Origin of the sequence: Falsiroseomonas sp. (assembly GCF_051859025.1) — a bacterium.
Classification (GTDB): Bacteria; Pseudomonadota; Alphaproteobacteria; order Acetobacterales; family Acetobacteraceae; genus Falsiroseomonas.
On record NZ_JBHYGL010000038.1, the window covers coordinates 157,998 to 184,510 of the forward strand.

The window sequence follows — 26,513 nt, forward strand, 5'->3', positions numbered from 1 at the left end:
GTTCTGCCTGAAATCACTCCAAGGGCATACCCTATGTGCTACACCCTATGGTCTTGATCGCGTGACAAAGACCACATGAAATACTGAAACTATTAGGTTTTGCCCGAAGCCATTGATGTCGTTGGATTTATGCGCGTTCTGGTTCTGGTCGCGCGCCCACAACCTATTAGTTTATACGAACAGAACGAAATCATTAGGTTTTGCGCGATGAGCCAAGCCCGCACCCTGAGCCCCCGAGAGCTGCGCAAGGCACTGGACCATGTTGCCACGCGAGCCCATGCCACACGCAACCGCATCTCTCTCCTGCTCACGCACTGGGCTGGCATGCGGGTGGGGGAAGTGGCTGCGCTGCGCTGGTCGGACGTGATCGCGCAGGACGGAAGTGTGAAGCCCGAGATCCGGCTGTCAGCTGCGCAGACCAAGGGGCATCAGCCACGCACCGTGTTCGTAAGCGACAGGCTCAGGAAGGAACTTGCTGCCTACACCCGCAGCCAGGGCATCATCGTCCCGGACAGACCGCTGCTGCGCACCCAGAAGCGGGATGGGTTCTCAGCCAACACCCTCGCCCAGACCATCAACCACATTTACTGTGCAGCAGGTCTGGATGGTGCCAGCAGCCACAGCGGACGCAGAAGCTTCATCACCACGCTGGCGCACAAGGGGGTAGGCGTGAGGGTGTTGGCAAGCCTGGCTGGGCATCGCAGCATCAGCACCACCCAGCGCTACATCGACGTGAACGATGACCAGAAGCGTGCTGCTGTGGAACTCATGGGCTGATCTGGCGCGATCATGTGCATATGAATAAATGCACAAGCGCCCAGATCATTGGGTGGCGCCACCAGATGCATCACCGTATCAAGTCAGGCAGATGTTAGGCTTAAGCGATCAGGGCATAATTCTCTCAACGAAAACAACGCAGTAAGTGCCATGCGAACAAATACAAGCACTGCCACGGCAAGGCCTGAACCAGGCCGCCACCCCATGAAAAAGGCCCGGTGCCGATGGCGCCGGGCCTTTCGCGTTTCCGAGATGCGCGCTCAGCGCCCCCGGCGGCCCTGGCCGGGCCCGTCGCTCGGGTCGCTGTCCGTAAGCCCCGTCCGCCGCCCGCGCCCATTGCCGGGGCCGTCGCTGGGGTCGCTGTCCGTGATGCCGGTGCCGCGGCGCTGCCCGCGGCCATTGCCCGGGCCGTCGCTCGGGTCGCTGTCGGTGATGCCGGTGCCGCGGCGCTGCCCGCGGCCATTGCCCGGGCCGTCGCTCGGGTCGCTGTCCGTGATGCCCGTGCCGCGACGCTGGCCGCGGCCATAGCCGGCCCCATCGCTGGGGTCGCTGTCATTCAGGCCGGTATAGCCGCGCTGGATCTGGGTCGCGCCCGTCTCCGGCGCCGCCTGCCGCGCCGGGGCGGCGGCCGCGGCACCGGCCAGCGCCAGGCCCGGCGCCGCCGCGCCCAGGCGGATGACCAGCAGGCGGCGCCCGAGGCCCTTCGGCGAATTCTCTGTCATGCGATGTGGTTCCTCCCCCGCGCCACCCTGCGGGCAGGCCCCAGCCTGGGCAAGATTATGTGATCCAGGGTTGAATGAAATCTCGGCAACCTGATTAAAAAAGCAACGTGCCGATCAGACCCGTTGCAGCGGCACCCGCGTACACAGCCAGGCCGCCACCCCCGTCAGCAGCGCCGCGGCGCCGAACAGGGCGCGGAAGGCGTCCAGCAATTCCGCCTGGAACAGCGCCCTCGGCGCCGGCGCCAGCCCCGCCAGCGCCCCGCTTCCCTGGTTGACCAGCGCCACGAACAGCCCGGCCGCATCGCCCGGCGCCACCACCAGCGCGCCGAACAGCACCGCGCCCAGCAGCGCCGTGCCCGTGGCGGCGCCCAGCGACCGGCTGAACTGGACGGAGGCGGTGGCGCTGCCCAGCCTCTCCCGCCCCGCCGCCACCTGCACCGTCACCTGCACCATGGGGAAGGAGGACCCGAAGCCGAGCGACGCCACCGCCAGCAGCACCGCCAGCAGGGTCATCGGTATCGCCCCCGCGCCGATCGCGATCACCGCCAGGGCGATGGTCGCCAGGGTCAGCCCGATGGCGGGCCACAGCATCGTCCGCCCCGTCCGCGCCAGCCCCGCCCCCGCCATCAGCGCGCCGAAGCCCGAACAGGCGGAGAGCGGCAGCAGCGCGAAGCCGACCTCGGAAGGGCTCAGGCCCCGCACCGTGGTCAGGTAGATCGGCAGGAAGGCGATGGAGCCGACGAAGGCGCCGTTCACCAGGCCCGTCATCAGGTTGGTGCGCCAGATCGTGGCGTCACCCAGCAGGTTCAGCGGCAGCAGCGGATCGGGCGCCCGCCTTTCCTGCCGCAGCAGCAGCCACAGCGCGAGGCCCGCCACCAGGGCGAGGCCGCCCGCCACCAGCAGCGGCAGCGTGGCCAGCTTGCGAGCCTGGTCCAGCGCCAGAAGGGCGGGCGCCACGAACAGGCTGAACAGCACCAGGCCCCACCAGTCGAAGGCAAAGCCGCGGGAGGATCCCTTCGCGGTCGCCTGCAACCGCGTCACCGCCAGCCAGGCCGCGACCATGGCCAGCGGCAATTGCAGCATGAAGACGCTGCGCCAGCCGAATTCCCCCGTCAGGAACCCGCCCAGCACGGGGCCGAGCGCGCTGGCCCCCGTGAACACCGCCGCGATCCAGGCCTGGAAGCGCCCGCGTTCCCGCGGCGGCACCACCTCCGCGATCAGGGCAACGGACAGGCTGATGAGGCCCCCGCCCCCGAAGCCCTGCACGATGCGGGCCGCCGCCAGCCAGGACAGCGATGGCGCGACGGCGCAGGCGCAGGCCCCGGCGGCATAGAAGCCCAGCGCCACCAGCAGCATCCGCCGGCGCCCGAAGGCATCGCCCAGCCGTCCATAGACCGGCGCCGCCACCGTATTGGCGACGAGGTAGAGGACGACGATCCAGGAAACCCGCTCCACATCGCCCAGGCTGCGGGCGATGGCCGGCAGCGCGGCCGCGACCAGCGTCTGGTCCAGCGCGGCGCCGAACATCGCGAGCGCGACGGCGGGGAAGATGCGGAAGAAAAGCCGTTTCAGCTCGGCAGGCGGGATCGGCGCATCGGGAGGAGCCATGCGGCGCCGATCATCCCATGCCGCCGGGCGTCAGACGACGCCCGTGCGGCCCATTTCGAGAAACTTCTCGCGACGCCGGGCGCGCAGCGTGGCGCCATCCAGCGCCATCAGCGGCTCCAGGCAATCCCATACCTGGCGGGACACGGCGGCCAGCATCATGCCGTGGTCGCGATGCGCGCCGCCCAGCGGTTCCGGGATGATGGCGTCGATCAGGGCGAGCTTGCGGAGGTCCTCCGCCGTCAGGCGCAGCGCTTCCGCGGCCTGGGGTGCATTGGCGGCGTCGCGCCACAGGATGCTCGCGCACCCCTCCGGCGAGATGACGGAATAGATGGCGTGTTCCAGCATCAGCACGCGGTCGGCCGCGGCCAGCGCGATGGCACCGCCCGACCCGCCTTCGCCGATGATGGTGGCGACGAAGGGGACGGGGGCATCGAGCCCGGCCTCGATCGACCGCGCGATGGCTTCCGCCTGGCCGCGCGCCTCGGCCTCGATCCCCGGGAAGGCGCCGGCGGTATCGACGAAGCTCAGGATCGGCAGGCCGAAGCGGCCGGCGAGTTCCATGATCCGCTTGGCCTTCCGGTAGCCCTCCGGCCGCGCCATGCCGAAATTATGCTTCACCCGGCTTTCCGTGTCGCGCCCCTTCTCCGTGCCCAGCACGGCGACGGCGCGGCCCCGGAAGCGGCCGAGTCCCGCCAGCACCGCGGCATCGTCGGCGAAGGCGCGGTCGCCGGCGAGCGGCGTCCATTCCTCGATCAGGCCGCGGATGTAGTCGGCCGCTTTCGGGCGTTCCGGGTGGCGGGCGACGAGGGCCTTCTGCCAGGGCGTGAGCTTGGCGTAGGTCTGGCGGAGCAGGGCTTCCGCCTTGTCCCGCAGCTTGCCGACTTCCTCGGCAACATCGATGCCGCCGGCGTCGGTTGCCCGGCGCAGCTCCTCGATCTTGCCTTCGAGCTCGGCGATGGGCTTTTCGAATTCCAGGAAGTGGCGCATGGGGCGGGAGGCTTAGCCCGGAACGGTGCCGGGCGGAAGCGCTCCCGCTCCATGCTCAGGCAGCCGGCTTCAATCCGCGTTCGCCCCGCTGGCCCGGACGATGGGCGCCCATTTCGCCGTCTCGTCCCGGATGAAGCGGGCGAGTTCGTCGGGGGAGGAGGGGGTGGGCTCCACCCCGTGGCGGGCCAGGTGGGCGCGGACATCGCTGTCGGCCAAAGTGGCCCGCATGGCGGCGTTCAGCTTGTCCACGATCGGCTGGGGCAGGCCCTTCGGCCCGACCAGCGCGTACCAGTTGCCGACCTCGTAGCCCGGCAGCGTCTCCGCCACCGTCGGCACCTGGGGCATGAGGAAGGAACGCTGGAGGGTCGGGACCGCGAGCGCGCGGAGCTTGCCGGCCTCGATCTGCGGGATGGCGGTGGGCGCGGTGGAGAAGGAGAAGTCGATCTTGCCGCCGACCATGTCCGTCATCAGCGGGCCGCCGCCGCGATAGGGCACGTGCACGGTCGTGATGCCCGCCATCTGGTCCAGCAGCGCCCCCGCCAGGTGCCCCGCGCCCCCGACGCCGGAGGAGCCGTAGGTCAGGGTGTCAGGCCGCGCCTTCGCCGCCGCCACCAAGTCGGCCACTGTCCGCCAGGGCCGGTCCGCCGGCACCACCAGCACGTTCAGGATGGAGCCGGACTGGCTGATCGGCGTCAGATCTGCCGCCGGGTCGAAGGGCAGGTTGCGGTAGATGGTCGGGTTGATGGCCAGCGCCGCGATGGTGCCCATCAGCAGCGTGTAGCCATCGGGCGCCGCGCGCACGGTCATCTCGGTCGCCAAATTGCCGCCGGCGCCGGGGCGGTTGTCGATCAGGATGGTGCCGCCGAGCGCCTGCTGCAGCTTGGGCTGCATGGTGCGGGCCGTGAGGTCCGTGCCACCGCCGGCGGCGAAGCCCACGATCATGCGGATGGGGCGGTTCGGATAATCCCCGCCCGTCTGGGCGAGGGCCGGCAGCGGCAGCGTGGCGGCGGCAAGGCCCGCGGGCGCCAGCGCGGCGAAGCCGCGACGGGTGATGATCATTGTTTCCTCCAGCGGTCTTGCGGGCATTTAAGCCCGTCGACCGCCGGAGGGATAGCGGGAAGCGATCAGCCCTCCCGCCAGGGATGGGCGTTCCAGAGGGTCTGGTACCGCACCTGCAGCGCCCGCAGCTCCGCCGCATAGGCATCGGGCGCCAGGAAGCGCAGCGGCAGGTTCTGCTGCACGGCGGAGGCCTGGAACTCCGGGTTCTCCACCGTGCGGCGGACGGACAGCGCCAGGCGTTCCAGCACCGGGGCGGGCAGGCCGGCGGGGGCCGCCATGCCGCGCATCGAACCCTCGACCACGTCGAAGCCCTTCTCGCGCAGCGTCGGCACCTGGGCCAGGGGCTGCCACCGCGTCTCCCCCATCTGCGCCAGGGGCCGCAGCACGCCCTGGTTCATCTCGATCACCCCCTCCGCCACGTTCATGACGCCGACCGGAATGGCGCGGGAGAGGAGGTTCTGCTTGACCTGGGCGCTGCCGCCGAACGGCACGTGCAGGAATTTCGCGCCGCTCGTGCGTTCCAGCGCCAGCATCGCCAGATGGTCGTCGGACCCGATGCCGGTGGTGCCGTAGCCGATCGTCTCCGGCCGCGCGCGGGCCGCGGCCAGCAATTCCTCCAGCGTCCGGTAGGGGCTGTCGGCCATCACCCAGAGCCCGCCCGGATCGTCCACGATGTTGCCGATCAGCGTGAAGTCGGAGAGCTGGAAGCGCGTCCGCCGCTCGATCGGCAGCGTCACGATATGGGGCGTGTTGATGAAGCCGATGGTCAGGCCATCCGGCCGCGCGCGCGCCAGTTCCGTGAAGCCGATCTCGCCCCCCGCGCCCGGGCGGTTCAGCACCACCACGGGCTGGCCGAGGTCGCGTTCCATGAAGCGGGCGATGGTGCGGGCGGCGAGGTCGGTGCCCCCGCCGGCGGCGAATGCCACCACCATGGTCAGGCCCCGTTCCGGGTTCCATGCACCCTGGGCCGAAGCACCACGGGGCAGCAGGGCGGGCGTGGCCAGCGTGGCCGCAAGCGCGGCGCGGCGGGTGAGCATGACGTCTTCTCCCGATTTGGTCGTTTGGCCTCCGTCATGTGACAGCGCCGACCGCGCCGGGCAAGCAGGGTCGGCGCCTCAGGGCAGCAGGATGGGCGCCAGGCCATGGCGGGTGGCGGACCGGGTGATGGTGCCGTCGAGCCGCGCGCGTTCCAGGAAGGCGTTCACCTCGTTCAGCCAGGCCGCGTCGTTGCGCTGCACGGCATAGGCGTAGAGCGTCTCCCCGAACCGGCCCGGCGGATCGATCACGCGGGCCCAGTCATGCATCAGCACCATGCGGCGGGTGTAGGGGTAGTCCGACATGAAGACATCGGCGCGGCCGGACAGGATCTCCCCCTCCCGCGTCCTCGGCATGCGGACCACCATCATCTCCGCGTTGCGCAGCGACTCGCGCATCAGCGGTTCCATGATGGTGCCGGCGGCTACCGCGACCACGGTGCCGGGGCTGTCGATGTCCCGCCAGGCCTGGATGCGGGTGTTGGTGCGCGTCGTCACCGCATAGACGGGGCTGGCCAGATAGGGCTTGGAAAAGGCGATCCGCTGCGCCCGGGGCGGCGTGATGCCCACCGCCATCATGGCGATGTCGCAGCTGCCATCATCCACCCGGTCCATGAACTCGCCGAAATTGGTCTCGACGAAGGTCAGGCGGACATTGAGCCGGGCGGCCAGCGCGCGCGCCATGTCGATGTCGATCCCCTCCAGCTCCCCGTTCCGGGGATTCCGGTAGGAGATGGCGAAATACTCGGGCCACATGCAGACCCGGACTTCGCCTCTGGCGCGAATAACGGGCAGGCGCTCGGCCCGTGCCGCGGTGGCGGCGGGGGGCGTGGCCGCTGCGGCCGGCGGAGCGGCGGGCGAAACTGGGGCCGAAATCAACGGCGTAGCGGAGCCGGACTGTTGCGCTGTCGATGTTTGCGCCAGAACGCCTTCACCGCGCTCGCAAATTAAGACGAACAGGCCGATAATGGCCGTCGCAAAGATGGTCCCACGCATCGCCCTACTCCGTGCCGCCTTCAGGCGTTCGCTTGGCCTCGGTGCACCGAAGCCAAGCGAGCCGCGCCCGTGGCTGCTCTTCTCGGCGGCGGTCGGCCTCGTCGCCCTATGCCTGCTGGGCATCTACAGCATCTTAATGCACCGCGGCCAACAGGATGCCATCGCGGAAGCGGAACGGTTGACCCAGGGCGTGGCCGCCGGGCTGGCGGACCAGCTGACCCGCGCGATGCAGACCGTGGACCTGGTCGTGATGGACGTGGCGGAGCGGCTGGTGGAGACCGACCCCGCCATCGTCACCCGCCAGATCACCGGCCGGATCCGGGATGTGCCGCAGATGCGCGCCCTGCTGATCACCGACGCGCAGGGCTTCATCATCGCGAGTTCCGTGGAGGGGCTGCGGGAGGCATCGGTCGCGGACCGCGAATGGTTCCGCCTGCTGCGCTTCGGCAACCAGGCGCTGCGCCTCGGCGCGCCGGAACCGGGGCGCTTCATCGGGCCGCAGGGGCGGACCATCGCCCAGGCTGGCGGGCTCTATTCCATCCCCTATGCCAGGGCGATGCGCGGCGCGCGGGGCGAGTTCCAGGGCGCCATCGTCGCGGTGCTGAACCCGGACTACCTGGTGGGCGTGGCGCGGCGCCATGCCGATGCCTTCGGCGCCATCGTCCGCGTCCATTCCTTCCAGGGCCTGCTGCTGGCGCGGTCCGACGGCGCGACCCAGGGGGTGGGGGAGCTCAATTCATCCTCCTGGATCTTCCGGGACTTCCTGCCGCGGCGGGAGACCGGGACCTGGGCCGGCGTGGACCAGGATGCGTCGGAGGTCGTCGCCTCCTTCGCCGTCACCCGCCAGGGCACCTTCGTGGTGGAGACGGCGCGCAGCCGCGTCGATGCGCTGGATACCGCCAACCGCCTCGGCGCCCTGCTGGCCGCGGGCGTCGCCGCCGCCGCGGTGGTCACGCTGGTGGCGCTGTGGCTGCTGGTGCGCCAGGCCCAGGCGCTGAAGATGCAGGGCCAGCGCCTGACGGAAAGCGAACGCGCCGCCGTCGCCGCCAGCCGGGCGAAGGAGGAATTCCTCGCCTCCATGAGCCATGAGATCCGCACGCCGATGAACGGCGTGATCGGCATGACCGGCCTGCTGCTGGACACGGGCCTCGACCCCGTGCAGCGCCGCTATGCGGAGACGATCCAGGGCAGCGCCGAGCACCTCATGATGGTGCTGAACGACATCCTCGATTTCTCCAAGCTCGAAGCCGGCGCGCTGCAGCTGGAAAGCGTGCCCTTCAACGTGGAGCAGGAGATCGCGACGATCGTGGAGCTGTTTGCCCCCCGCGCGGCCGCGAAGGGGGTGGAGCTGGTCTGCGCGCTCGCCCCCGACCTGCCGCACAAGGTGGTGGGCGACCCCGGGCGCATCCGGCAGATGCTGTTCAACCTGGTGGGCAACGCCATCAAGTTCACGGAGACCGGCTGGATCCAGGTCGCGATCTCCATCGAGGCGGAGCTGGATTACTGGCGGCTGCGCGTCTCCGTCTCCGACACCGGGATCGGGATCGAGCGCGACAAGATCGGCATGCTCTTCGAACGCTTCACCCAGGCCGATGCCTCCATCCGCCGGAAATATGGCGGCACGGGCCTCGGCCTCGCGATCTGCAAGAAACTCGCCGAGGAAATGGGCGGGGGCATCGAGGCGGTGCCGCGCCTGGCCGGCGTGCGGAATGGCGGCGGCAGCATCTTCCGCTTCACCGTCAAGATCGGGCGGGTCGAGGGCGACCAGCTGCCGCTGACGGGCCTGACCGGCCGCCGCATCCTGGTGGTGGACGATTTGCCCCTGAACCGGGAGATCATGGTCCGGCAGCTGGCCGGCATGGGGGCGGAGGCGATCGCCGTGGCCGATGGCGGCACCGCGCTGGCGGCGCTGCGCCAGGCGGCGTCCCAGGGCCGGCCCTTCGAGGCCGCGGTGCTGGACGGGCAGTTGCCGGATGGCGACGGGCTCGCCCTCGCGCGGCGCATCCGGCAGGAATGGGACGCCTTCGGCCGGCCGCGCCTGCTGCTCTGCGCCTCCGGCTCCACCGATTCGCGGGAAGCCAACGGCCAGGGCGTGCTGGACGGGCTGCTGCTGAAGCCGGCCCTGCCGACGCGGCTGCGGGACGCGCTGCTGGTGGCGCTGGCGCCGCCCCGGCCCGCGGCCGCGCCCGCGCCGCGCGTGGAGGCGCCGGTCGCCGTCGATGCCGCGCCAGGCCCGCAGGTGCGGGTGCTGCTGGTGGAGGACAACCCGACCAACCAGCTGGTGATGAAGACCATCCTGAGCCGTGCCGGCGCGTCCGTGGTGGTGGCGGGTGATGGCCAGCAGGCCGTGCAGGCCGCCCGCGCCGCCCAGTACGACGTGATCCTGATGGACCTGCAGATGCCCGTGATGGACGGGCTGGAAGCGACGCGCGGCATCCGCGGCCACCCCGGCCCCAACCGCCGCACCCATATCATCGGCCTGACCGCTGCCGTCGGCCCCGAATTCGAACGGCAATGCCGGGAGGCGGGGATGGATGATTACGTGGGCAAGCCGGTGCAGCGGGACCTGCTGCTGCGCAAGCTGGGCCTGGCGCCGAAGGCGGCGGGGTCCCAGGCGGCCTGAGGGCAGTCCCTAAAAAATACTATGCCTTTAGCCCTTTTAGCACCTTTAGCACCGTTTTCGGGGGGGGGACGGGGCGCAGATGGGGCGTTGGCGTAGGCATATTGTCCTGTTCGATGCCCGCCGTCAATCGAGATCCAGCCCTTCCAGCGCCACGGCCAGGCCGCCGCGGGCCTGGCGCTGCGCGCCGGCGGCGATGCCGGCGATGGCCCAGCCATCCCCCTGCCTGACCAACAGCGGCCCGCCGGAGGAACCGCGCGTGGCGGCGCAATTGTGCCGGATCAGCCAGCGCAGCCCGGGGTCGCGGAAGCGGCCTTCCACCTGGCAGGCGGTATCGGCCAGCAGCGCATGGGCGCGATCCTGCTGCCATCCCGCCAGCATGGCCGGCGTCGCCGCCATCGGCAGCGCGGCGCGCGGCAGCACCGGGCCGGGCAGGGGGGCAGCCAGGCGCAGCAGCGCCCAATCCGCCCCGATCGGGCCGCGCGCAGCGGGGTCGAAGCCCGGGCCGAGGCGGATCGCCCGCACCCGCGCATGGGCCTGGAAATCGCCGCGGTCATAGCCCGCCAGCACATGGGTGCGGCTGGCGAGGACGGGGTTGCCGGTCTGCGGCGCCACCAGGCAATGCGCGGCGGTCAGCACGCGATCCGGGGCGATGAGCACGCCGGTGCAGCGCGTGCCGGCCTCCGTCTGGACGCGCACCAGGCTGGACCAGGGGGGCTGACGGATATCGACGGCGTGGCGCGCTTCCTCCGCCGCGGGATCGAGGCCCGGGCGCGGCAGGGGCTGGGCGGTGGCCATGGCCGGGACCAGCAAAGCGAGGAACAGGGCATGGCGCATGGGCCAGCCTGCGCCCCGGCCTCCCTACCAGTCCAGGCCGAGCGCCTGCAGCGCCAGTTGCGACCCGAGATTGCCGGCGCGCGCGGCCTGCCGGTGCCAGGCGATCCCGGCGTCCCGGTCCCGGGCCAGGCCGCCGCGGCCCTCCAGGGCGAATCGGCCCATGTTGAACAGCGCCACGTCGAAGCCGCGCGCCGCGCCCAGGCGGTAATACCGCAGCGCCTCCGCATCGTCGCGCGCCAGGCCGCCGCGCCCTTCCTCATGGAAGACGCCGATGCTGTTGAGGGCAAAGAGATCGCCCCCCTCCGCCGCCAGGCGATAGAGGCGGAGCGCCTCCGCCTCATCCTCCGTGACGATCAGCTGACCATTCACGGCGAGGCCGTGCTGATGCAGCAGGGCGAGGTGCGCCTGGGCAGGCGCATGGCCACGCTCCGCCGCGAGGCGGATCAGGCGCGCGCCCTCGATCTGGTCCATCACGACGGAATCGTGCCGGCCGAAGGGGCCCCGATGGTCGCCCATGCGCAGCAGGGCGAGGGCGAAGATCGCTTCCGGCGTGCCGCCCTGCGCGGCGCGGCGCAGCAGCCGCAGCGCCTCCGCCTCATCTTGCGGCAGGCCGGGCGCGCCATGGGCCAGCAACTCCGCGAGGCCGATCAAGGCGAGGTCGCTCCCCCCCTCCGCGGCCTGCCGCAGCAGCCCGATGGCCTCGGCCCCATCGGGCGAGCCGGGCGGGACGATCCGCGCCAGCCGCACGGTGGCGGCGACATGGCCGGCCCGCGCGGCCTCCCGGTACAGCGCCACCGCCTCGGCCTCCTGCCCCGCACGTTCCCGCAGCCGGGCGAACTGGAAGGGCAGGCGCGGCAGGCCGGGCGCGTCGCGCCTTGCCTGGTCGCAAGACAGCGCATCGGCGGGGTCCAGCCGGTCGAACAGCACGCCGGGCACGCCTTCGGGCCGGGTCGGGTCATGCGGCGCGGCGGCGGCACGGTCGCAGGCGAGGATGCTGGGCGGGGCGGCGGGCTGGGCCTGCGCCGTGATGGCCGAGAGGAGCAACACGGCCGTGACTAAGCGCAGCGCGGTCATGCCAGCAGTTCTGCCACGAATTCTGGCACGAGGCTGGTCGCCTTCCCGTGCCGCGCCTCATCGAAGCGGCTTCTGCCGGCGCTGGGTTCGAGATTGAGCTCCAGCGTCCGCGCCCGGCCCGCGACCTCCGCCACGAAGCCCGCCGCCGGGTAGACATTCCCCGACGTCCCGATGGAGACGAAGAGGTCGCAGGCATCGAGTGCCGCGCCGATCCGCTCCATCTGCATCGGCATCTCACCGAACCAGACGATGTGCGGCCGCATGCCGCCGGTCTTGCCGCAGGCGGGGCAGGGGGTGGTGGTGGACAGGTCCTCCGCCCAGCGGTGCACGGCCTCGCATTCCAGGCAGCGGGCTTTCGCGAGTTCGCCATGCATCGCGACCATGCGGCGCGATCCCGCGCGCGCGTGGAGGTCATCCACATTCTGCGTCACCAGCAGCAATTCGCCCGGCCAGCGCGCATCCAGCTCCGCCAGCGCCAAATGGGCGGCGTTGGGGGTGATGGCGGGATCGCGCAGCTGGGCGCGGCGGGCATTGTAGAAGGCGTGGACGCGGGCGGGGTCCCGCGCGAAGGCCTCGGGCGTCGCCACATCCTCGATCCGGACTTTCGACCAGAGGCCGTCCCTGTCGCGGAAGGTGGCGAGGCCCGATTCGGCGGAGATGCCGGCGCCGGTGAGGATGACGATGTTTTTCGAGCGCATGGCCCCATCCTAGCGCGGCGCGGCCGGGCGTCGCGCCGAATCCGCTTCCCCGCCGGCGCCGCCCCGCGCCATTGTTCGCCGAACAGAACGGGTTTGCGGAGGTCCGCCCCATGATGGGACGGCGTCTTTTCCTGGCCAGCGGCGGGATGCTCTGCGGCTGTGCCGGCGCGGTGCACCAGGTGCCGGCGGTGGGCGGCGCCCAGGTGGCGCTGGCGCAGGCGGAGGTGGCGGAGGCCGGGGACGCGCCGCCCCGGCGGCCGCTGTCGGAACGCGATGCGCAGGCGATGATGCGATCCGCCCTGGCACGCATCCGGCCCAGTGCCACGCGGCTGTGCCAGGAAATGGCGGTGGGCGTCTGCCGGTGGGAGGTGCGGACCAGCCGCGACCGCACGCTGAATGCCGGGGCGGGGGGCGATGGCCGCATCGTCATCAACCAGGGCATCATGGAATACGCGGCGAATGAGGAGGAGGTCGCCCTCGTCATCGGGCATGAGATCGGCCACCACGCCGCCAACCATGTCGCCAATAGCGGGGATGCGCGGGCGATCGGCAGCGTGATCGGCGCGGCGGTGATGGCGGCGGCGACGGTGGCGGCGGCGGCGTCCGGCCCCGTCAGCGCCCGCGCGGCGTGGCGCAGCGTCGAAAGCGGCGCCAACCTCGGCGGGGCCGTCGGGCGGCTGGCCTTTTCCAAGGAGCAGGAGCGGGAGGCCGACTACCTGGCGGCGGCGATCCTGTACCGGGCGGGGGTGGATCTGGGGAAGGCGCGGGGCTTCCTGGTGACCATGGCGCGGCTGTCGGGGCGGATGGAGACGGGGATCCTCGACAGCCACCCGGCGGGGCCGGAACGGGTGGCGGGGTGGGATGAGGCGATGCGCGACCTGGCACGCAGCAATGGGGCGCTACCGCCGCGGCGGGGGGTGTAGCTACCGCCGCACCGGCAGCCGCCAGATCATCGCCGTCAGCACCACGCCCAGCCCCACCAGCAGCCACGGCACCACCCAGGGCCCGCCCGCGAGGTCCGCGCCCAGGCCGAGGCCGGCGGGGATGACGGCGACGCCGATGGTGGCCGCGGCCACCTGCACCCCCACGGCCTGCGCGGCCAGGGCCGGGCCGACGCGGGCGGGGGTGCGGGCCATGACGGTCGGGAAGATCGGCGCCAGCGCCAGGGCGCAGATGGCCAGCGCCACCAGATCCGCGATGCCCAGCGCGAAGGCCAGCATGGCCAGCAGGGCGACGGGTGTCAGCAGGCGCAGCACGCGGTCGGCGCCGATCCGGTCCAGCACGAAGCCCAGCGCCAGGCGGCCGCCCGTCAGCGCCGCGAAGAACAGCGTGGCGGCGACCGCGCCCTCCGCCGGCGTGGCGCCGCGCGCGCCGGTCATGATGGTGGCGACCCATTGGCCGGCCCCGGCCTCCAGCCCCGTATAGAGGAAGAAGACCGCGGCCTGCAGGCGCGCCACGGGGTGCCGCAGCACGGCAAGCGGGTTGGTGCGGTCTGCCGGGGGGCGGGGGGTGCCGTCCTCCCACCGCCCGCGCGTGACCAGGAAGCAAACGGTCAGCGCGCCGAGTGCCAGCGCCACGGCAGCATAGCCGGCCTGCCAGCCGAAGCCCGCCGCCAGCAGCGCGGCGGCGGTGGCGGGGCCGAGCGTGGCACCGACGCCCCAGAAGCCGTGCAGCCAGTTCATGTGGCCCGGCTTGAAGCGGGATGCGGCGAAGAGGTTCATGGCCGAATCGACCGCCCCGCCGCCGAAGCCCGCCAGCACGGCCAGCGCGACGAAGCCCGCCCAGGGCGGCGCGAAGGCCTGGCCGGCTGCCGCCAGGGTGGTGGCCGCCAGGCTGCCCACCAGCACGCCGCCGATGCCCGCGCGCGCGATCATCCGCCCCGTCAGCACCCCCGCCGCCACATAGCCCGTGGCGACCGCCGCCAGCACCAGGCCGAGCGCCGCGTTCGGCACATCGTAATGCGGGCGGAGCGAGGGCCAGAGGCTGCCCGGCATCGGGTCCGGCAGGCCGAGGCCGATGAAGGCGAGGAAGGCGAGGGCGAGAAGGGGCACGCGCCCGCCTACACCGGAACCGCCGCGCGCTCCACCGCGGGCGGGTTGCCGATGGTGGCCGGGACGGGGCAGGCTGGCCCCAACAACCGGGAGAGAGCGCCATGCCGTTGACCGTGAAAGACATGCTGGACGCCGCGAATGCCGCCGTGCCGCGCATCGCGCCGGCGGAGGCCGTGGCCCTGGCCGCGAAGCCTGGCGTGCTGGTGCTGGATGTGCGGGATGCCGCCGAAGTGAAGGCGAGCGGGAAAGCGGCCGGCGCCATGGCCGTCAGCCGCGGCCTGGTGGAGTTCCGGGCCGATCCCGAAAGCCCGTCGCATGACCCCGCGATGAAGCAGGCCGCCACGATCCTGGTCTATTGCGCCTCCGGCGGGCGATCCGCGCTGGTGGGCAAGACGCTGAAGGACATGGGCTATGGCGATGTCCGGAACCTCGGCGGGTTCCGGGACTGGGTGGAGGCAGGCGGCGCGGTGGAGCCCGGCTGACCGCCGGGCTCCTTAACCTCAGGCAGCGTCGCCCGTATCCGCGGCCAGGCCCGCGGCGGTGATGCCGGCCACGGCGCAGACCTCGTCCTTGTCGGACGCATCGCCAGAAACGCCGACGGCGCCCAGCACCGCGCCATCGGCGGCCCGCACCAGCACGCCGCCCGGCACCGGCACGGCGCGGCCGCCCGCGAGGTCCGACAGCGCGTTCATGAAGCCCGGCATGGCGGTGGAGCGGCGGGCCAGTTCGCGGGACCCGAAGCCAAGCGCCATGGCGCCGAAGGCCTTGCCCCAGGCGATATCGGGGCGGAGCAGGCTGCACCCATCCTCCCGCATCACGGCCTTCAGGTGGCCGCCGGCGTCCAGCACCACGACGGTCAGCGGCGCCAGGCCGAGTTCGCGGCCCTTGGCGAGCGTCGCATCGACGATGGTGCGGGCGGCGGCGGCGGTGATGCCGTGCTGGAATCCGGCGGGGGCGGCGTTGCTCATGGCGTGTTCTCTCCGTTGATGGCGCTGTCTGCGGGCTGAGTGGGCCGTTGTGAAGGGGGCCTCAGCGGATCGGCAGCTCGAGCGGGTTGGACCGGCTGCCATCGGCGAAGACGGCCACCAGGATCAGCGTGCGGGCATTGGCGGGGGCCTGCATCTCCACCACCGCGCGGGGCGGGTCGCCGGCCAGGATCACCTCATCTGGCACGCCGACGGGCACCACGCGTGGGCGGCGTTCGGCGTCGGTCGCCCATTCCACCGCGATCAGCCCGGCGCGGAGGTGCCCCGCCACGGCGAAGTTGTTCAGCCGCCCGCCGGCCAGCCGCCCCGGCGCGAAGCTGGCGAAGGTGCCCTGCCGCTGGAGGGTGCGTTGCGCCTGGTCCCGGATCGCCTGGGCGGGGTCGAAGGTGGCGGCCACTTCCGGCGCCATCACGCCATCCCGGTCCACATAGCGGAAGCGAAGGGTCTGCAGGCGCCAGGGGCGGTTCATGCGCAGTGTCGGCGCGGGTTCGCCGGCGCGCTGCGCGACCTCCGCCCAGACCGCGCCTTCCGCATCCGTGCCGCGCACGAACTGGACGGAGGTCGCGGGTTCGGGCGCCATGACGCGCAGCAGGATGGGCTGGTTGGGCTGGCCGGGGGGTGGCGCGACCGCGCTGATGGCCAGGCGGCGCTGGGCCACTTCGCGCGTCCAGGCCAGGGCCAGCATCTCCTGCTGCAGCTGCGCGACTGAGGCCTGGTGGAGGAAGCGGGCGGCGAAGGCGGGCAGCCTGTCCTCATCCTCGAAGGCGCCGATCAGGGCGGCGATGCGCCCGGCCATGGCGACGGTCGGCCCCTGCGGGCCGGCGGCGACGATCAGGGATCGGGCGAGCGCGGCCGCGGCCAGCAGCGCCTCCGGGTCCTGTTCCACGATTCGGGTCAGGGCGGCGATGCGTTCGGGCCCCTCCGGCGCGGCCATGGCCTCCACATGCTCCCGGAAGGCCGCGGGCAGGGTGGCGGGCAGGGTGGAGAGCGCGTCGCGAACGCCGGGCAGCGCGGTCGCCATCAGCCCGTCATGCAGCAGCAGGGCGTCCGGGCGCGGGTCGGCGGCGCGGCGGATCGCCTCCGCCAGGGCGCGCGCGCTTTGCACGGGTTCGTCGCGGTGGCGAAGCAGGATGGCGTTGTAGAGGAATTCATCGGCCGAGGCCGGGCGGGGGCGGAGTGGCGGCTCCGCCTGGTCCAGCGCGCCGCGCAGCTGTTCCATCGCCGCGACGTCGTGGCGCGGTTCCCCGAACCAGCCATCCTGCCGGGCGGCGATGGAGGAGGAGAGGCTGCCGAGCACGCCGCGCTGGATGCCCGTGATGTATTGCAGGCCGGCGATCAGCCCGAACCCCGCCAGCAGCAGGGCCGCGGTGGTCATGACGCCGTGGGGCCAGGAGGCTTCCCGCTGCGCCCGCGCCAAGGCGAGGCCGGCGCCGAGGCCGATGGCGGCCAGCAAGGCGAGGATCGGCACGGCGGGGAAGGCGGGCTGGAGCACATCCCCCACCAGGCCGAGCACGACCAGCACGCCGAGGGCGATGCCGGTGAGGGCCGGTCGGTCCAGGAAGGGTCTGATCAGGCCACGCATGGCGGCGTGATATGGGCTCACGGGTTCGTGGGCAACCAGTGCGCGAGGTTTAGGTGGCGAAGCGGTTGGCGCGGGGGGGGGGGAGCGCTGTTCCCCCCCGGACCCTGGACCGGGAGCTTATTGATGATGGTCCAGGGTGGTCTCCCCCCTGGCGGGAGGGTCAGGGAGGGCAGCGCCCTCCCTGGAATCACCCTCACATGCCGCCGATGTAGTTCGGCCCGCCGCCCCCTTCGGGTGTCTTCCAGTCGATGTTCTGAGTCGGGTCCTTGATGTCGCAGGTTTTGCAGTGGACGCAGTTCTGGGCGTTGATCACCAGGTGCATCTCGCCCTCGGCATTGCCGGCCTCGCTGCCCACGGCCTCATACACCGCGGCGGGGCAGTAGCGGCTTTCGGGGCTGCGGAACTTGTCCCAGTTCGTCCCCTTCCAGCGCGCGGGATCGCGCAGCACCAGGTGGGCGGGCTGGTCTTCCTCATGGTTGGTGTTGGACAGGAAGACGGAGGAGAGGCGGTCGAAGCTCAGCACGCCGTCGGGCTTGGGGTAGGCGATCTTCGGCGACTCGGCGGCGGGCTTCAGCGTCTCGTGGTCCGCATGGTGGCCCCAGGTCCAGGGCGCCTTGCCGCGGAAGACGTAGGTATCCAGCGCCGCGGCCGCCATGCCGCCCCAGAAGCCGTATTTCGCGAAGCCGGGGCGGATGTTGCGGACGCCCTGCAACTCCTCCCACACCCAGGACGCCTTGATGCCGGCTTCGTAGCTGTCGAGCACCGCCGGGCGGTCGCCTGCCAGCGCGGCGGCGATCGCCTCCGCCGCCACCATGCCGGACTTCATGGAGGTGTGCGTGCCCTTGATCTTGGGCACGTTGAGGAAGCCGGCCGTGTCGCCCGCCAGCATGCCGCCGGGGAAGACCAGCTTGGGGATGGCCTGGATGCCGCCCTCGTTCAGGGCGCGGGCGCCGTAGCTGATGCGCTTGCCGCCCTCCAGGAACCCCCGCACCGCGGGGTGGGTCTTGAAGCGCTGGAATTCATCGAAGGGCGAGAGCCAGGGGTTCGGGTAGTCCAGCCCCACCACGAAGCCCACGCTGACCAGATTGTCGCCCAGCATGTAGAGCCAGGAGCCGCCATAGGTGTCCGATGGCAGCGGCCAGCCCGTGGAATGCCACACCAGGCCCGGCGTGTGCTTCTCCTTCGGGATCTCCCACAGCTCCTTCATCCCCAGCGCGAAGGTCTGCGGCGCGACGCCGGCGCGGAGGTTGAAGGTCTCGAACAGGCGCTTCGTGAGGCTCCCGCGGCAGCCCTCCGCGAAGACCGTGTAGGTGGCGCGGAGCTCCATGCCGGGCTGGTAGCTGGGGCCCTTGGTGCCGTCGCGCTGGATGCCCATGATTCCGGCGACGACGCCGCGCACCTGGCCATCCTCGATGATCGAGTCGGAGGCCGCGAAACCGGGATAGATCTCGACGCCCAGCGCTTCCGCCTTCGCGCCCAGCCAGCGGCAGACATTGCCGAGGCTGACGACGTAGTTGCCTTCGTTGTGCATCTGCGGCGGCGTGGGCAGCTTGAAGCCCTTCGTCTCCGTCAGCAGCATGAAGCGGTCATCGGTGACGGGGGTGGCCATCGCCGGCGGGTCGTCGCGCCAATCCGGGATGAGTTCGTCCAGCGCCCGCGGTTCCAGCACGGCGCCCGACAGGATATGGGCGCCGATCTCGCCGCCCTTCTCCACCACGCAGACCGTGGCATCGGGGCTCAGCTGCTTCAGGCGGATGGCGGCGGCGAGGCCGGCGGGGCCGCCGCCCACCACCAGCACATCGAACTCCATCGACTCGCGCTGCTCGGTATCCCCGCTCATTCCGCTGTTCCTTCCGGCATCTCGATGCCTGCCGGGAGCCTGACTTTGCCCGGGCAAGCGCGCTGTCCTGGCAGATAGCGTCGCAGGCCATTGCGCGGAACCCCGCCCCGCGCCGATATGACCCCCATGGAGGCAGGATATCGCGAGGAGCTGCTGGCCGCGCTGCGGCTGCAGCTGGAATGGGGGGTGGACGAGGCGCTGGAGGAAGCGCCGATCGACCGCTTCGCCGTGCGCGCCCCCCAGCCCCTGGCCATGCCCCAGCCGGACGCGCCCCCGGTGCTGGCCACCCCCGCCGTGAAGGCGGCCGCCAGGTCGCTACTGCCGATGGTGCCCCCGCCGGCCGCCGCCGCTGCCGCCCTGGCCGCCGCCGCGCAGGATCTGGCCGGGCTGAAGGCCGCCATCGCGGAAGTCGACAGCCCGCTGCGTGACACCGCGACCAACCTGGTCTTCAGCGACGGCGTGGCGGAATCCGGCCTGATGATGGTGGGGGAGGCGCCTGGCGCGGATGAGGACCGGCTGGGGAAACCCTTCGTCGGCGTCTCCGGCCAGTTGCTGGACCGGATGCTGGCCAGCATCGGGCTGAACCGGGCCGAGAATTTCTACCTGACCAACATCCTGCCCTGGCGGCCGCCGGGCAACCGGACGCCGACGGATGGGGAGATCACGCTGTTCCTGCCCTTCCTGATGCGCCACATCGAAATGGTCCGGCCGCGCCACCTGGTGCTGCTGGGCGGCGTATCGGCCAAGGCGCTGCTGCGGGCCAAGGACGGCATCACCCGGCTGCGCGGGCGCTGGCACCAGGTCGAAACCCCCGCCGGCACGCTGCCGGGGCTAGCCACTCTGCACCCCGCCTATCTGCTGCGCACCCCCTCCGCCAAGCGGGAAGCCTGGTCCGACCTGCTGCTGCTGCGGCGGACACTTAATGGTGATGCCGCGCCGCAGTGACGAAAAACGGCAGAAAAAACGCGGCAAGAAAGTCCGGCAAGCCGCTGATTCCATAACGAGCCGTCCAAAATTCCGAGATTCGTTCCTGATTCGGGGGTTGCCAGTGGCTTTAACCCGCCGCTAGGGGTTCCGGGCCATGCAAGCGATCTGCCCCATGGCCCGGCGAAACCGCCCAGCTTCCGCGTCACGATGCTTCGTGATGGCGGCCCTGGTCGGGGCGACGATGATTGCGGGGGCTCAGGTCCCCGCTTTCGGGCAACGGGCCGACCAGACCGCCATGAGCGTCCCGCGTCCTGCTTTGCAGGGCGGGGTCGCCGGGTTCCCGCAACCCCTAGCGCCGTCCGATGCGACGCGCCTCCGACGTGTTTTCGAGCTCCAGTCCCGGGGCGAGATCGCGCTGGCGACGCGCGAGATGGAGCGGCTGGATGACCGTCGCCTGGTCGGCCATGTGCTGGCCGACCGGTGGCTGCGCGGCCATGAACCGCCCTTGCCGGACCTCCTGGCCTGGCTGACGGATTACGCCGACCACCCGGATGCGCCCCGCGTGCATGCGATGCTGGTGCGGCGTGCCCCGCGCGGCATGGCCCTGCCGCCCGCCCCGGCCCAGGAAGTCCTGGCCGATGGCGCGGAAGTGGTGCCGGAGGAGCGGGAGCCGCCATCCCGCACCATCACCCGCAACGCCAGCCTGGACCGCACCGTGCGCGACCGCGCCGGCAATGGCGACGACACGGGCGCGCTGGCCGCGATCGCCCGCGCCCGGCCCAGCGCCCCCTACGCCGCCATCCTGCGGGCGGAGGTCGCGCAGGCGATGCTCCAGGCCGGGCGGGACCAGGACGCCTTCCGCATCGCCTCCGAAGCCGCGCGCAATTCCGCCGGCACGGCCTTCCCGGGCTACATCGCGGGCCTCGCGGCCTGGGCGCTGGACCGGCCGGATGTGGCGCTGGCCTATCTGGAACATGCGGCGCGGTCGGACATCGCATCCCCCGCCATCAGGTCCGCCGCCGCCTTCTGGACGGCGCGGGCGGCGGTCAGGGCACGGCGGCCGCAGGCCTATGTGCCCTGGATGATGCAGGCCGCGCAGGAACCGCGGACCTTCTACGGCATGGTCGCGCGACGCGCGCTCGGCCTGCCCATGGGCTTCGCCTGGGAACGCGAAGTGGCCGGGGAAGGCGAGGGCGCCGCGGTGGCCGAAAGCGCCGCCGGCTGGCGCGCCCTCGCCCTGCTGCAGATCGGGCAGCAGGACAGGGCGGAGGCGGAGATGCGCGCCCTCTGGCCCCGGGTGCAGGGCAATGCGGGCGTGCTGCGGGCCATGCTGCTGCTGGCGTCGCAGGCGGGCATGACGGATCTGGCGGCTCAGCTGGCCGCGCTGTCCCAGACCGCGGATGGCAGGCCGCGCGACTTCGCGCGCTTCCCCCTGCCGCGGCTGGAGCCGATGCTCGGCTTCCGCGTGGACCCGGCGCTGCTCTATGCGCTGGCCCGCCAGGAATCGAATTTCGACCCGCGCGCGGTATCGCCGGCCGGGGCCCGGGGGCTGCTGCAGATCATGCCGGCCACGGCCAGCTACGTGACCGGGGACAGCAGCCTGCGGGGGGCCAATATCGCCCGCCTGCATGATCCTGGCTTCTCGCTGGAAGTGGGGCAGCGCTATGTCCACTACCTGGCCCGCAGCGAGAATGTGAACGGCGACCTGATCCGGCTGCTGGCCTCCTACAATGCGGGTCCGGGCAATCTCGGCCGCTGGCTGCCGGCCATCCGCCACCGGGACGACCCCTTCCTGTTCATCGAGAGCATCCCGGTGGGGGAGACGCGGCAATTCGTGCAGCGCGTGCTCGCCTATTCCTGGATCTATGCGGCACGGCTCGGGCTGCCTTCACCCAGCCTCGATGCGCTGGCCACGGGGCGGTTCCCCCAGTTCCAGGACACCCAGGCGGTCGCCGCCATGCTAACACCGCGCTGAACGACGCCCCCCGCTCCGGCGGGGGGCTATCAGCGACGGGTGGTGCCATGCCGATCGATTCTTCGAAAAAATTCCTGCCGGTGAACATCGCGGTGCTGACCGTGTCGGACACGCGCGACCTGGCGAGCGACCGGAGCGGGGAGACGCTGGCCGGGCGCATCGCCGCCGCGGGCCATGTCCTGGCGGCGCGGGAGATCGTGAAGGACGATGCCGGGCTGATCGAGTCGGTGCTGCGCCGCTGGATCGCCGACCCCGCGGTGGATTGCGTGATCACGACCGGCGGCACCGGCATCACCGGGCGGGACGTGACGCCGGAAGCCTTCGCCCGGGTGCTGGAGAAGGAGATCACCGGCTTCGGGGAGCTGTTCCGCATGCTCAGCTACCAGAAGATCGGCACCTCGACGATCCAGTCCCGCGCCATCGGCGGCGTGGCGGGCGGCACCTACCTGTTCGCGCTGCCGGGCAGCACGGGGGCCTGCAAGGATGCCTGGGACGACATCCTGGTCTGGCAGCTCGACAGCCGCCACCGCCCCTGCAACCTGGTGGAGCTGATGCCCCGGCTGCTGGAGCATCTGAAGGCAGCCTGAGGCGGGGTAGGGGGGCGGCGCATGGCCGCCCCGCAACCATCCCGGTTGGTCGGCGCGGGCCTGCCTGCCACTATGGGCGCAGACAGACCGAGGCCGCATGTCCCGCCCCCTGCAAGGCGTGCTGATCCAGATCGCGGCACTCTTCCTGTTCGTCGCCATGGATGCGCTGCTGAAGCTGCTGGTGGCGCGCTATGCCGTGCCGCAGCTGATGTTCGTGCGCTTCGTCTTCCACACCATCCTGGTCTTCGCCGCGGTGCGGCTGATGACGGGGCGGCTGCCCTTCCGCAGCCGGGCGCCCTGGCTGCAGGTGGCGCGCAGCATCACGCTGGCGGTGGCGAATTTCTTCTTCTCGATGTCGCTCATCCACATCTCGCTCGCCGATGCCACGGCGGTGTCCTTCGCGGCGCCGGTCTTCACCGTGGCGCTGGCCGCCCTGCTGCTGGGGGAACAGGTCGGGCGGGTGAAGTGGCTGGGCGTGGCACTCGGCATGGCCGGCGTGCTGGTGGCGCTGCGCCCGCCCTTCCTGACCGGGGAGCCCCTGCACTGGGCCATGCTGCTGCCCCTGGTGACGGCGGCGGCCAATACCGCCTACCAGCTGCTGACGCGCAAGCTGGCGGGGCTGGACGACCCGCACACCACCTTCCTGCACACCGGCATCGCCGCGGCCTTCATCTCCGCACTCGCGCAACCCTTCGTCTGGGTGGAGCCCGAGGCCTGGGACTGGCCGCTATTCGCCGCCCTCGGCCTGCTGGGGGGAATCGGGCATTGCCTGCTGGTGCTGGCCTTCGCCCGCGCGCCGGCCAGCGTGCTGGCGCCGATGTCCTACACCCAGCTGGTCTGGGCCGGGCTGGCCGGCGTGCTGGTCTTCGGGGACTGGCCGGATGGCTGGACCCTGCTGGGGGCGGGGATCATCGCGGCGGGGGGAATCCTGGTCGCGATGCCGTCCCGGGCCGCTGGACCTGCCACAAAACAGCCGCGCTCATCGTCTTGAACGCTCGCTTACCTCCTTCACGGCATCTTCGGGCTTGCGCGACACGGTCCGTTGGGACTAGCCCGGGGTGCAATTCGCAGACTGGCCAGGCATGACCATCCGCACCGACGCTCCCGACCGAGACCATCCCCGCGCCGCGCTGGACGCAGCCGGCGTCCGGGACGCCTATCGGCGCTGGGCGGGCGTCTATGACGCGGTCTTCGGCGGGGTCTCCGCCTATGGCCGCCGCCGCGCGGTGGCCGAGGTCAACCGCCTGCCCGGCACCCGTGTCCTCGAAGTGGGCGTCGGCACAGGCCTCGCCCTGCCGCGCTACCGCGGCGACAAGCGCGTGGTCGGCGTCGACCTGTCGCGGGAGATGCTGGAGAAGGCCGCCGAGCGGGTCCGCGAGGAAAAGCTCGGCCATGTCGTCGGCCTGGCGGAGATGGACGCGGAGCACATGGCCTTCGCCGATGGCTCCTTCGACATCGCAGTGGCCATGTTCACGGCCAGCGTCGTGCCGAACGCCAAGGATCTGTTCGCGGAGATGTCGCGCGTGGTCCGCCCGGGCGGGCACCTGCTGTTCGTGAACCATTTCGCGGCGGAGAACGGGCCCCGCTGGTGGGTGGAACGCGCCATGGCGCCGCTGTCCCGCCTGCTGGGCTGGCACCCTGACTTCGCGCTGCGGGACCTGCTGGACCCGGCGATGGTGCAGGTGGACATGATGGAGCCCTGCCAGCCGGCGGGGCTGTTCACGCTGGTGAGCGTGCGGAACCAGCCGATGGGCGCACTCGCTGCGGCGGCATAGTTGATGGGGAAGGCGCTGCCTTCCCCATACCCCATCCGCCAGGGCCGAACCGGCCCTGGACCGTCTTCAATGGCCTGGGTTCCAAGGGCCCCCAAATCTTCAAGGAGGGGGCCCTTGGCATGGGGGTGCGGGGGAACAGCGTTCCCCCGCCTTAAGCCGTGACCACGCGCGCGCGCCGGACTCCCGCCCGCACCAGCGCCGCGACGGCCACCATCACGCCGCCCAGCGTGCCGATGACGCCCGCGGCATTGAGGGAAATGTCGAGGCCGAGCGCCGCCGGCACCGGCCCGGCCAGCGCATAGCCGACACCCCCCAGCGCCGCCCCCAGCGCCGCCCCGCCCAGCACCTGCGCGCCATAGCGGTCCGTCATCAGCCGCAGCGCCGCCGCCGGGCAGACCAGCATCGCCACCACCAGGATGGAGCCGACCGACTCGAAGGCCGCCACCGCCGCCGCCGCCACCAGCAGCGCCAAGCCGAATTCCAGCACGCGCGACGGCATGCCGATCGCCGCGGCATAGCCGGGGTCGAAGCAGATCAGCTTCAGCGGCCGCCACAGCGCCGCCACCACCACCGCCACGACCAGCCCCACGCCGGCCAGCAGGCCGAGCTGCCGGGGCAGACCCTCCAGCGCCACCGGATCGACCAGGGAATGCAGGCCCTCCGCCTGCGCCCAGACCAGCGTCTCCAGCTGGCCGAACAGCACGCAATCCAGGTCGAGATCGACGCTCCGCGCGCCCGTCGTCTCCATCAGCACCAGGCCGATGGCGAAGAAGGTGGTGAAGATCGCCCCGATGGCGGCCCCGGGATCGAGTCGCGCCGCCCGCTGCACCACGGAAATCAGCACCACCGCCAGCAGCCCCGCCGCCATGGCGCCGATCAGCATCGGCAAGCCGCTGCGCGCGCCGGTGATGGCGAAGCCCAGCACGATGCCCGGCAGCACGGCATGGGACAGCGCATCCCCCACCAGCGATTCCCGCCGCAGCACGAGGAAACTGCCAAGCAGCCCGCACGTCGCCCCCGCCATCAGCGCCGCCAGCAAGGGCGGCAGGTCCAGCATGAGGAAATCCCGGATCGTCATGGCCGGCGCCTCTCCCCCAATTGATGCGGGCTGGCCGGCAGGGCGGAGGGCTCCGGCAGCAGCCTGGCCGCCATCTCCGGCGGCAGGCCGTGCTCCACCAGATCCGCCAGGCGGTCGGCGGAGGCGATGTCGGTCGCGCCCGCCGCTAGCAGGTGATGCTCCACCGCGCGATGGGCGCGCACGGCCCGGCGGGCGGCGGCGGCGCCGCGGGGCGTCAGGTGCACATGGCCATCGGCGCGGGCGACCAGGCCGCGCTGCGCCAGCCAGAAGGCCAGCCGCCGCGCCCGCCCGATCCGCCAGCCCCGCGCCGCGGCCACCGCGCCGATCGGCGCCCAGCGGTCGCCCGCCGTGCCGGGGCTGGCGCCCGCGATCTCCTGCGCTTCCCACGCCGCGCGGAGGAAATGCTCGGTATCGGCGGCCAGGCGCCGGCGGAGATGGCTGTAGACCTGCGCGAGCAGGCCCCGTTCCGGCGCCAGCAGCAGCGCCACGGTGAAGACCGCGGCCAGCGCCAGCACCACGGCGGCACCTGTCGGCACTTCCGGCCGCAGCGCGGAGACCCAGGCCCCCGCCGCCCCGCAGATCGCGCCGATCGCGGCGGAGATCGCCAGCATCCGCGGCAGGCGGAAGGTGAGCAGCCGCGCGGTCGCCGCCGGCAGCACCAGCAGCGCCACCACCAGGATCAGCCCCACCGCCTGCAAGCCGGCCACGCAGACCAGCACCAGCAGCCCCAGCAGCAGCAGATCCACCTTCTGCACGCCCAGCCCCTGCATCCGGCAGAAATCCGGGTCGAAGCACACGGCCCGCAGCCGCTGGAACATCACCAGGCAGACCAGAAGGCAGAAGCCCGCGACGGAGGCCGCGACCCAGGCATCCTCCGCCCGCATCGCCGCCGCCTGGCCCAGGATGAATTTCGACAGCCCCGCCTGCGCCGCCCCGGGCTGGGTCTGCAGCCAGGACAGGATCGCGACGCCGAGCGCGTAGAAGGAGGAGAGGACGATGGCGATGGCCGCGTCCTCCCGGATCCGGCCCGTGCGCGCCAGCGCCTGCACGGCCAGCACGCCGAGCACGCCCGCCGTTGCGGCACCCGCCAGCAGCGGGGGGAGGGAGCGCGGATCGCCGCCCAGCGTGGCCACGATCAGCGCCGCGATGGCGACGCCGGGCAGCGCCGCATGCCCCACCGCATCGGCCACCAGCGCCCGGCCCCGCAGCAGGGAGAAGGTGCCGACGGTCCCGGCCGCGAGCCCCAGCAGCGCGCAGCCCAGCAGGACGACGGCGGTGTTGTAGGCAATCATCCCGTGTG

General features: G+C 71.8%; 24 protein-coding genes. 9 read left to right on the plus strand and 15 right to left on the minus strand.

Annotated features, from left to right (window positions below; translation table 11 throughout):
* The first annotated feature begins 207 nt into the window (after window positions 1-207).
* On the plus strand, window positions 208-777 hold the full coding sequence (locus ACTIE5_RS25350; RefSeq protein ID WP_439552518.1) for a tyrosine-type recombinase/integrase: 570 nt from the start codon (window positions 208-210) through the stop codon (window positions 775-777).
* A gap of 260 nt (window positions 778-1,037) precedes the next feature.
* Here ACTIE5_RS25350 and ACTIE5_RS25355 read toward each other — a convergent pair whose 3' ends face one another.
* The 6 genes from ACTIE5_RS25355 to ACTIE5_RS25380 form a co-directional block, all read right to left on the minus strand.
* A complete protein-coding gene (locus ACTIE5_RS25355) occupies window positions 1,038-1,499 on the minus strand; it encodes a hypothetical protein (RefSeq protein WP_439552519.1) in 462 nt (153 codons plus the stop codon).
* 114 nt (window positions 1,500-1,613) lie between these two features.
* Window positions 1,614-3,107 carry an MFS transporter gene (locus ACTIE5_RS25360; protein ID WP_439552520.1) on the minus strand — a complete coding sequence of 498 codons (1,494 nt, stop codon included), beginning with the start codon at window positions 3,105-3,107 and terminating at the stop codon, window positions 1,614-1,616.
* Between the two features lie 30 nt (window positions 3,108-3,137).
* Window positions 3,138-4,094 (minus strand): acetyl-CoA carboxylase carboxyltransferase subunit alpha, encoded by a 957-nt coding sequence (locus ACTIE5_RS25365; RefSeq protein ID WP_439552521.1) that lies wholly within the window; start codon window positions 4,092-4,094, stop codon window positions 3,138-3,140.
* A gap of 69 nt (window positions 4,095-4,163) precedes the next feature.
* Window positions 4,164-5,153, minus strand: coding sequence for a Bug family tripartite tricarboxylate transporter substrate binding protein (locus tag ACTIE5_RS25370; protein ID WP_439552522.1), 990 nt, complete (start codon window positions 5,151-5,153; stop codon window positions 4,164-4,166).
* 65 nt (window positions 5,154-5,218) lie between these two features.
* Window positions 5,219-6,190, minus strand: coding sequence for a tripartite tricarboxylate transporter substrate binding protein (locus tag ACTIE5_RS25375; protein ID WP_439552523.1), 972 nt, complete (start codon window positions 6,188-6,190; stop codon window positions 5,219-5,221).
* Between the two features lie 78 nt (window positions 6,191-6,268).
* Window positions 6,269-6,943 carry a substrate-binding periplasmic protein gene (locus tag ACTIE5_RS25380; RefSeq protein ID WP_439552524.1) on the minus strand — a complete coding sequence of 225 codons (675 nt, stop codon included), beginning with the start codon at window positions 6,941-6,943 and terminating at the stop codon, window positions 6,269-6,271.
* Window positions 6,944-7,319: 376 nt separating this feature from the next.
* On the opposite strand from ACTIE5_RS25380, the gene ACTIE5_RS25385 reads away from it, so the two are divergent.
* Window positions 7,320-9,806 (plus strand): response regulator, encoded by a 2,487-nt coding sequence (locus ACTIE5_RS25385; protein WP_439552525.1) that lies wholly within the window; start codon window positions 7,320-7,322, stop codon window positions 9,804-9,806.
* 123 nt (window positions 9,807-9,929) lie between these two features.
* Here ACTIE5_RS25385 and ACTIE5_RS25390 read toward each other — a convergent pair whose 3' ends face one another.
* Genes ACTIE5_RS25390 through ACTIE5_RS25400 form a run of 3 tightly spaced genes read right to left on the minus strand, consistent with a single transcriptional unit; the run spans window position 9,930 to window position 12,412 of the window.
* The gene (locus tag ACTIE5_RS25390) at window positions 9,930-10,640 is read right to left on the minus strand and encodes a trypsin-like serine peptidase (RefSeq protein WP_439552526.1); all 711 of its coding nucleotides are present in this window, start codon (window positions 10,638-10,640) and stop codon (window positions 9,930-9,932) included.
* Window positions 10,641-10,664: 24 nt separating this feature from the next.
* Window positions 10,665-11,714 (minus strand): tetratricopeptide repeat protein, encoded by a 1,050-nt coding sequence (locus tag ACTIE5_RS25395; protein WP_439552527.1) that lies wholly within the window; start codon window positions 11,712-11,714, stop codon window positions 10,665-10,667.
* A complete protein-coding gene (locus ACTIE5_RS25400) occupies window positions 11,711-12,412 on the minus strand; it encodes an NAD-dependent deacylase (protein WP_439552528.1) in 702 nt (233 codons plus the stop codon). The genes ACTIE5_RS25395 and ACTIE5_RS25400 overlap by 4 nt, the downstream gene beginning before the upstream one ends.
* A 110-nt stretch (window positions 12,413-12,522) precedes the next feature.
* Between ACTIE5_RS25400 and ACTIE5_RS25405 the strand changes: the two genes are divergently transcribed.
* On the plus strand, window positions 12,523-13,335 hold the full coding sequence (locus ACTIE5_RS25405) for a M48 family metallopeptidase (protein ID WP_439552529.1): 813 nt from the start codon (window positions 12,523-12,525) through the stop codon (window positions 13,333-13,335).
* Here ACTIE5_RS25405 and ACTIE5_RS25410 read toward each other — a convergent pair whose 3' ends face one another.
* Window positions 13,336-14,463: an MFS transporter gene (locus tag ACTIE5_RS25410; protein ID WP_439552530.1), complete on the minus strand. Its 1,128-nt coding sequence runs from the start codon at window positions 14,461-14,463 to the stop codon at window positions 13,336-13,338.
* A 101-nt stretch (window positions 14,464-14,564) separates the two neighbouring features.
* Between ACTIE5_RS25410 and ACTIE5_RS25415 the strand changes: the two genes are divergently transcribed.
* A complete protein-coding gene (locus tag ACTIE5_RS25415) occupies window positions 14,565-14,945 on the plus strand; it encodes a rhodanese-like domain-containing protein (protein WP_439552531.1) in 381 nt (126 codons plus the stop codon).
* 18 nt (window positions 14,946-14,963) lie between these two features.
* Here the strand turns inward: ACTIE5_RS25415 and ACTIE5_RS25420 are convergent, their stop codons facing one another.
* The 3 genes from ACTIE5_RS25420 to ACTIE5_RS25430 all read right to left on the minus strand — a co-directional run bounded on the left by ACTIE5_RS25420 (window position 14,964) and on the right by ACTIE5_RS25430 (window position 18,871).
* Window positions 14,964-15,431, minus strand: a complete 468-nt coding sequence (locus ACTIE5_RS25420; RefSeq protein WP_439552532.1) for a GlcG/HbpS family heme-binding protein — start codon at window positions 15,429-15,431, stop codon at window positions 14,964-14,966.
* 61 nt (window positions 15,432-15,492) lie between these two features.
* The gene (locus ACTIE5_RS25425; RefSeq protein ID WP_439552533.1) at window positions 15,493-17,031 is read right to left on the minus strand and encodes a hypothetical protein; all 1,539 of its coding nucleotides are present in this window, start codon (window positions 17,029-17,031) and stop codon (window positions 15,493-15,495) included.
* Window positions 17,032-17,224: 193 nt separating this feature from the next.
* A complete protein-coding gene (locus tag ACTIE5_RS25430) occupies window positions 17,225-18,871 on the minus strand; it encodes an electron transfer flavoprotein-ubiquinone oxidoreductase (protein ID WP_439552534.1) in 1,647 nt (548 codons plus the stop codon).
* Between the two features lie 126 nt (window positions 18,872-18,997).
* On the opposite strand from ACTIE5_RS25430, the gene ACTIE5_RS25435 reads away from it, so the two are divergent.
* From ACTIE5_RS25435 to ACTIE5_RS25455, 5 genes are all read left to right on the plus strand, one after another.
* On the plus strand, window positions 18,998-19,816 hold the full coding sequence (locus ACTIE5_RS25435) for a uracil-DNA glycosylase (RefSeq protein WP_439552535.1): 819 nt from the start codon (window positions 18,998-19,000) through the stop codon (window positions 19,814-19,816).
* 412 nt (window positions 19,817-20,228) lie between these two features.
* Window positions 20,229-21,773, plus strand: a complete 1,545-nt coding sequence (locus ACTIE5_RS25440) for a transglycosylase SLT domain-containing protein (protein ID WP_439552536.1) — start codon at window positions 20,229-20,231, stop codon at window positions 21,771-21,773.
* A 47-nt stretch (window positions 21,774-21,820) separates the two neighbouring features.
* Window positions 21,821-22,360, plus strand: coding sequence for a molybdenum cofactor biosynthesis protein B (gene moaB, locus ACTIE5_RS25445; RefSeq protein WP_439552537.1), 540 nt, complete (start codon window positions 21,821-21,823; stop codon window positions 22,358-22,360).
* A gap of 97 nt (window positions 22,361-22,457) precedes the next feature.
* Window positions 22,458-23,351 carry a DMT family transporter gene (locus ACTIE5_RS25450; RefSeq protein ID WP_439552538.1) on the plus strand — a complete coding sequence of 298 codons (894 nt, stop codon included), beginning with the start codon at window positions 22,458-22,460 and terminating at the stop codon, window positions 23,349-23,351.
* A gap of 91 nt (window positions 23,352-23,442) precedes the next feature.
* Window positions 23,443-24,135, plus strand: coding sequence for a class I SAM-dependent methyltransferase (locus ACTIE5_RS25455; RefSeq protein ID WP_439552539.1), 693 nt, complete (start codon window positions 23,443-23,445; stop codon window positions 24,133-24,135).
* Between the two features lie 151 nt (window positions 24,136-24,286).
* On the opposite strand, the gene ACTIE5_RS25460 is transcribed toward ACTIE5_RS25455, so the two are convergent.
* Together ACTIE5_RS25460 and ACTIE5_RS25465 are read right to left on the minus strand one after the other, a co-directional pair.
* On the minus strand, window positions 24,287-25,213 hold the full coding sequence (locus ACTIE5_RS25460; protein ID WP_439552540.1) for a metal ABC transporter permease: 927 nt from the start codon (window positions 25,211-25,213) through the stop codon (window positions 24,287-24,289).
* Window positions 25,210-26,505, minus strand: a complete 1,296-nt coding sequence (locus ACTIE5_RS25465; protein ID WP_439552541.1) for a metal ABC transporter permease — start codon at window positions 26,503-26,505, stop codon at window positions 25,210-25,212. The genes ACTIE5_RS25460 and ACTIE5_RS25465 overlap by 4 nt, the downstream gene beginning before the upstream one ends.
* Between the last annotated feature and the right edge of the window lie 8 nt (window positions 26,506-26,513).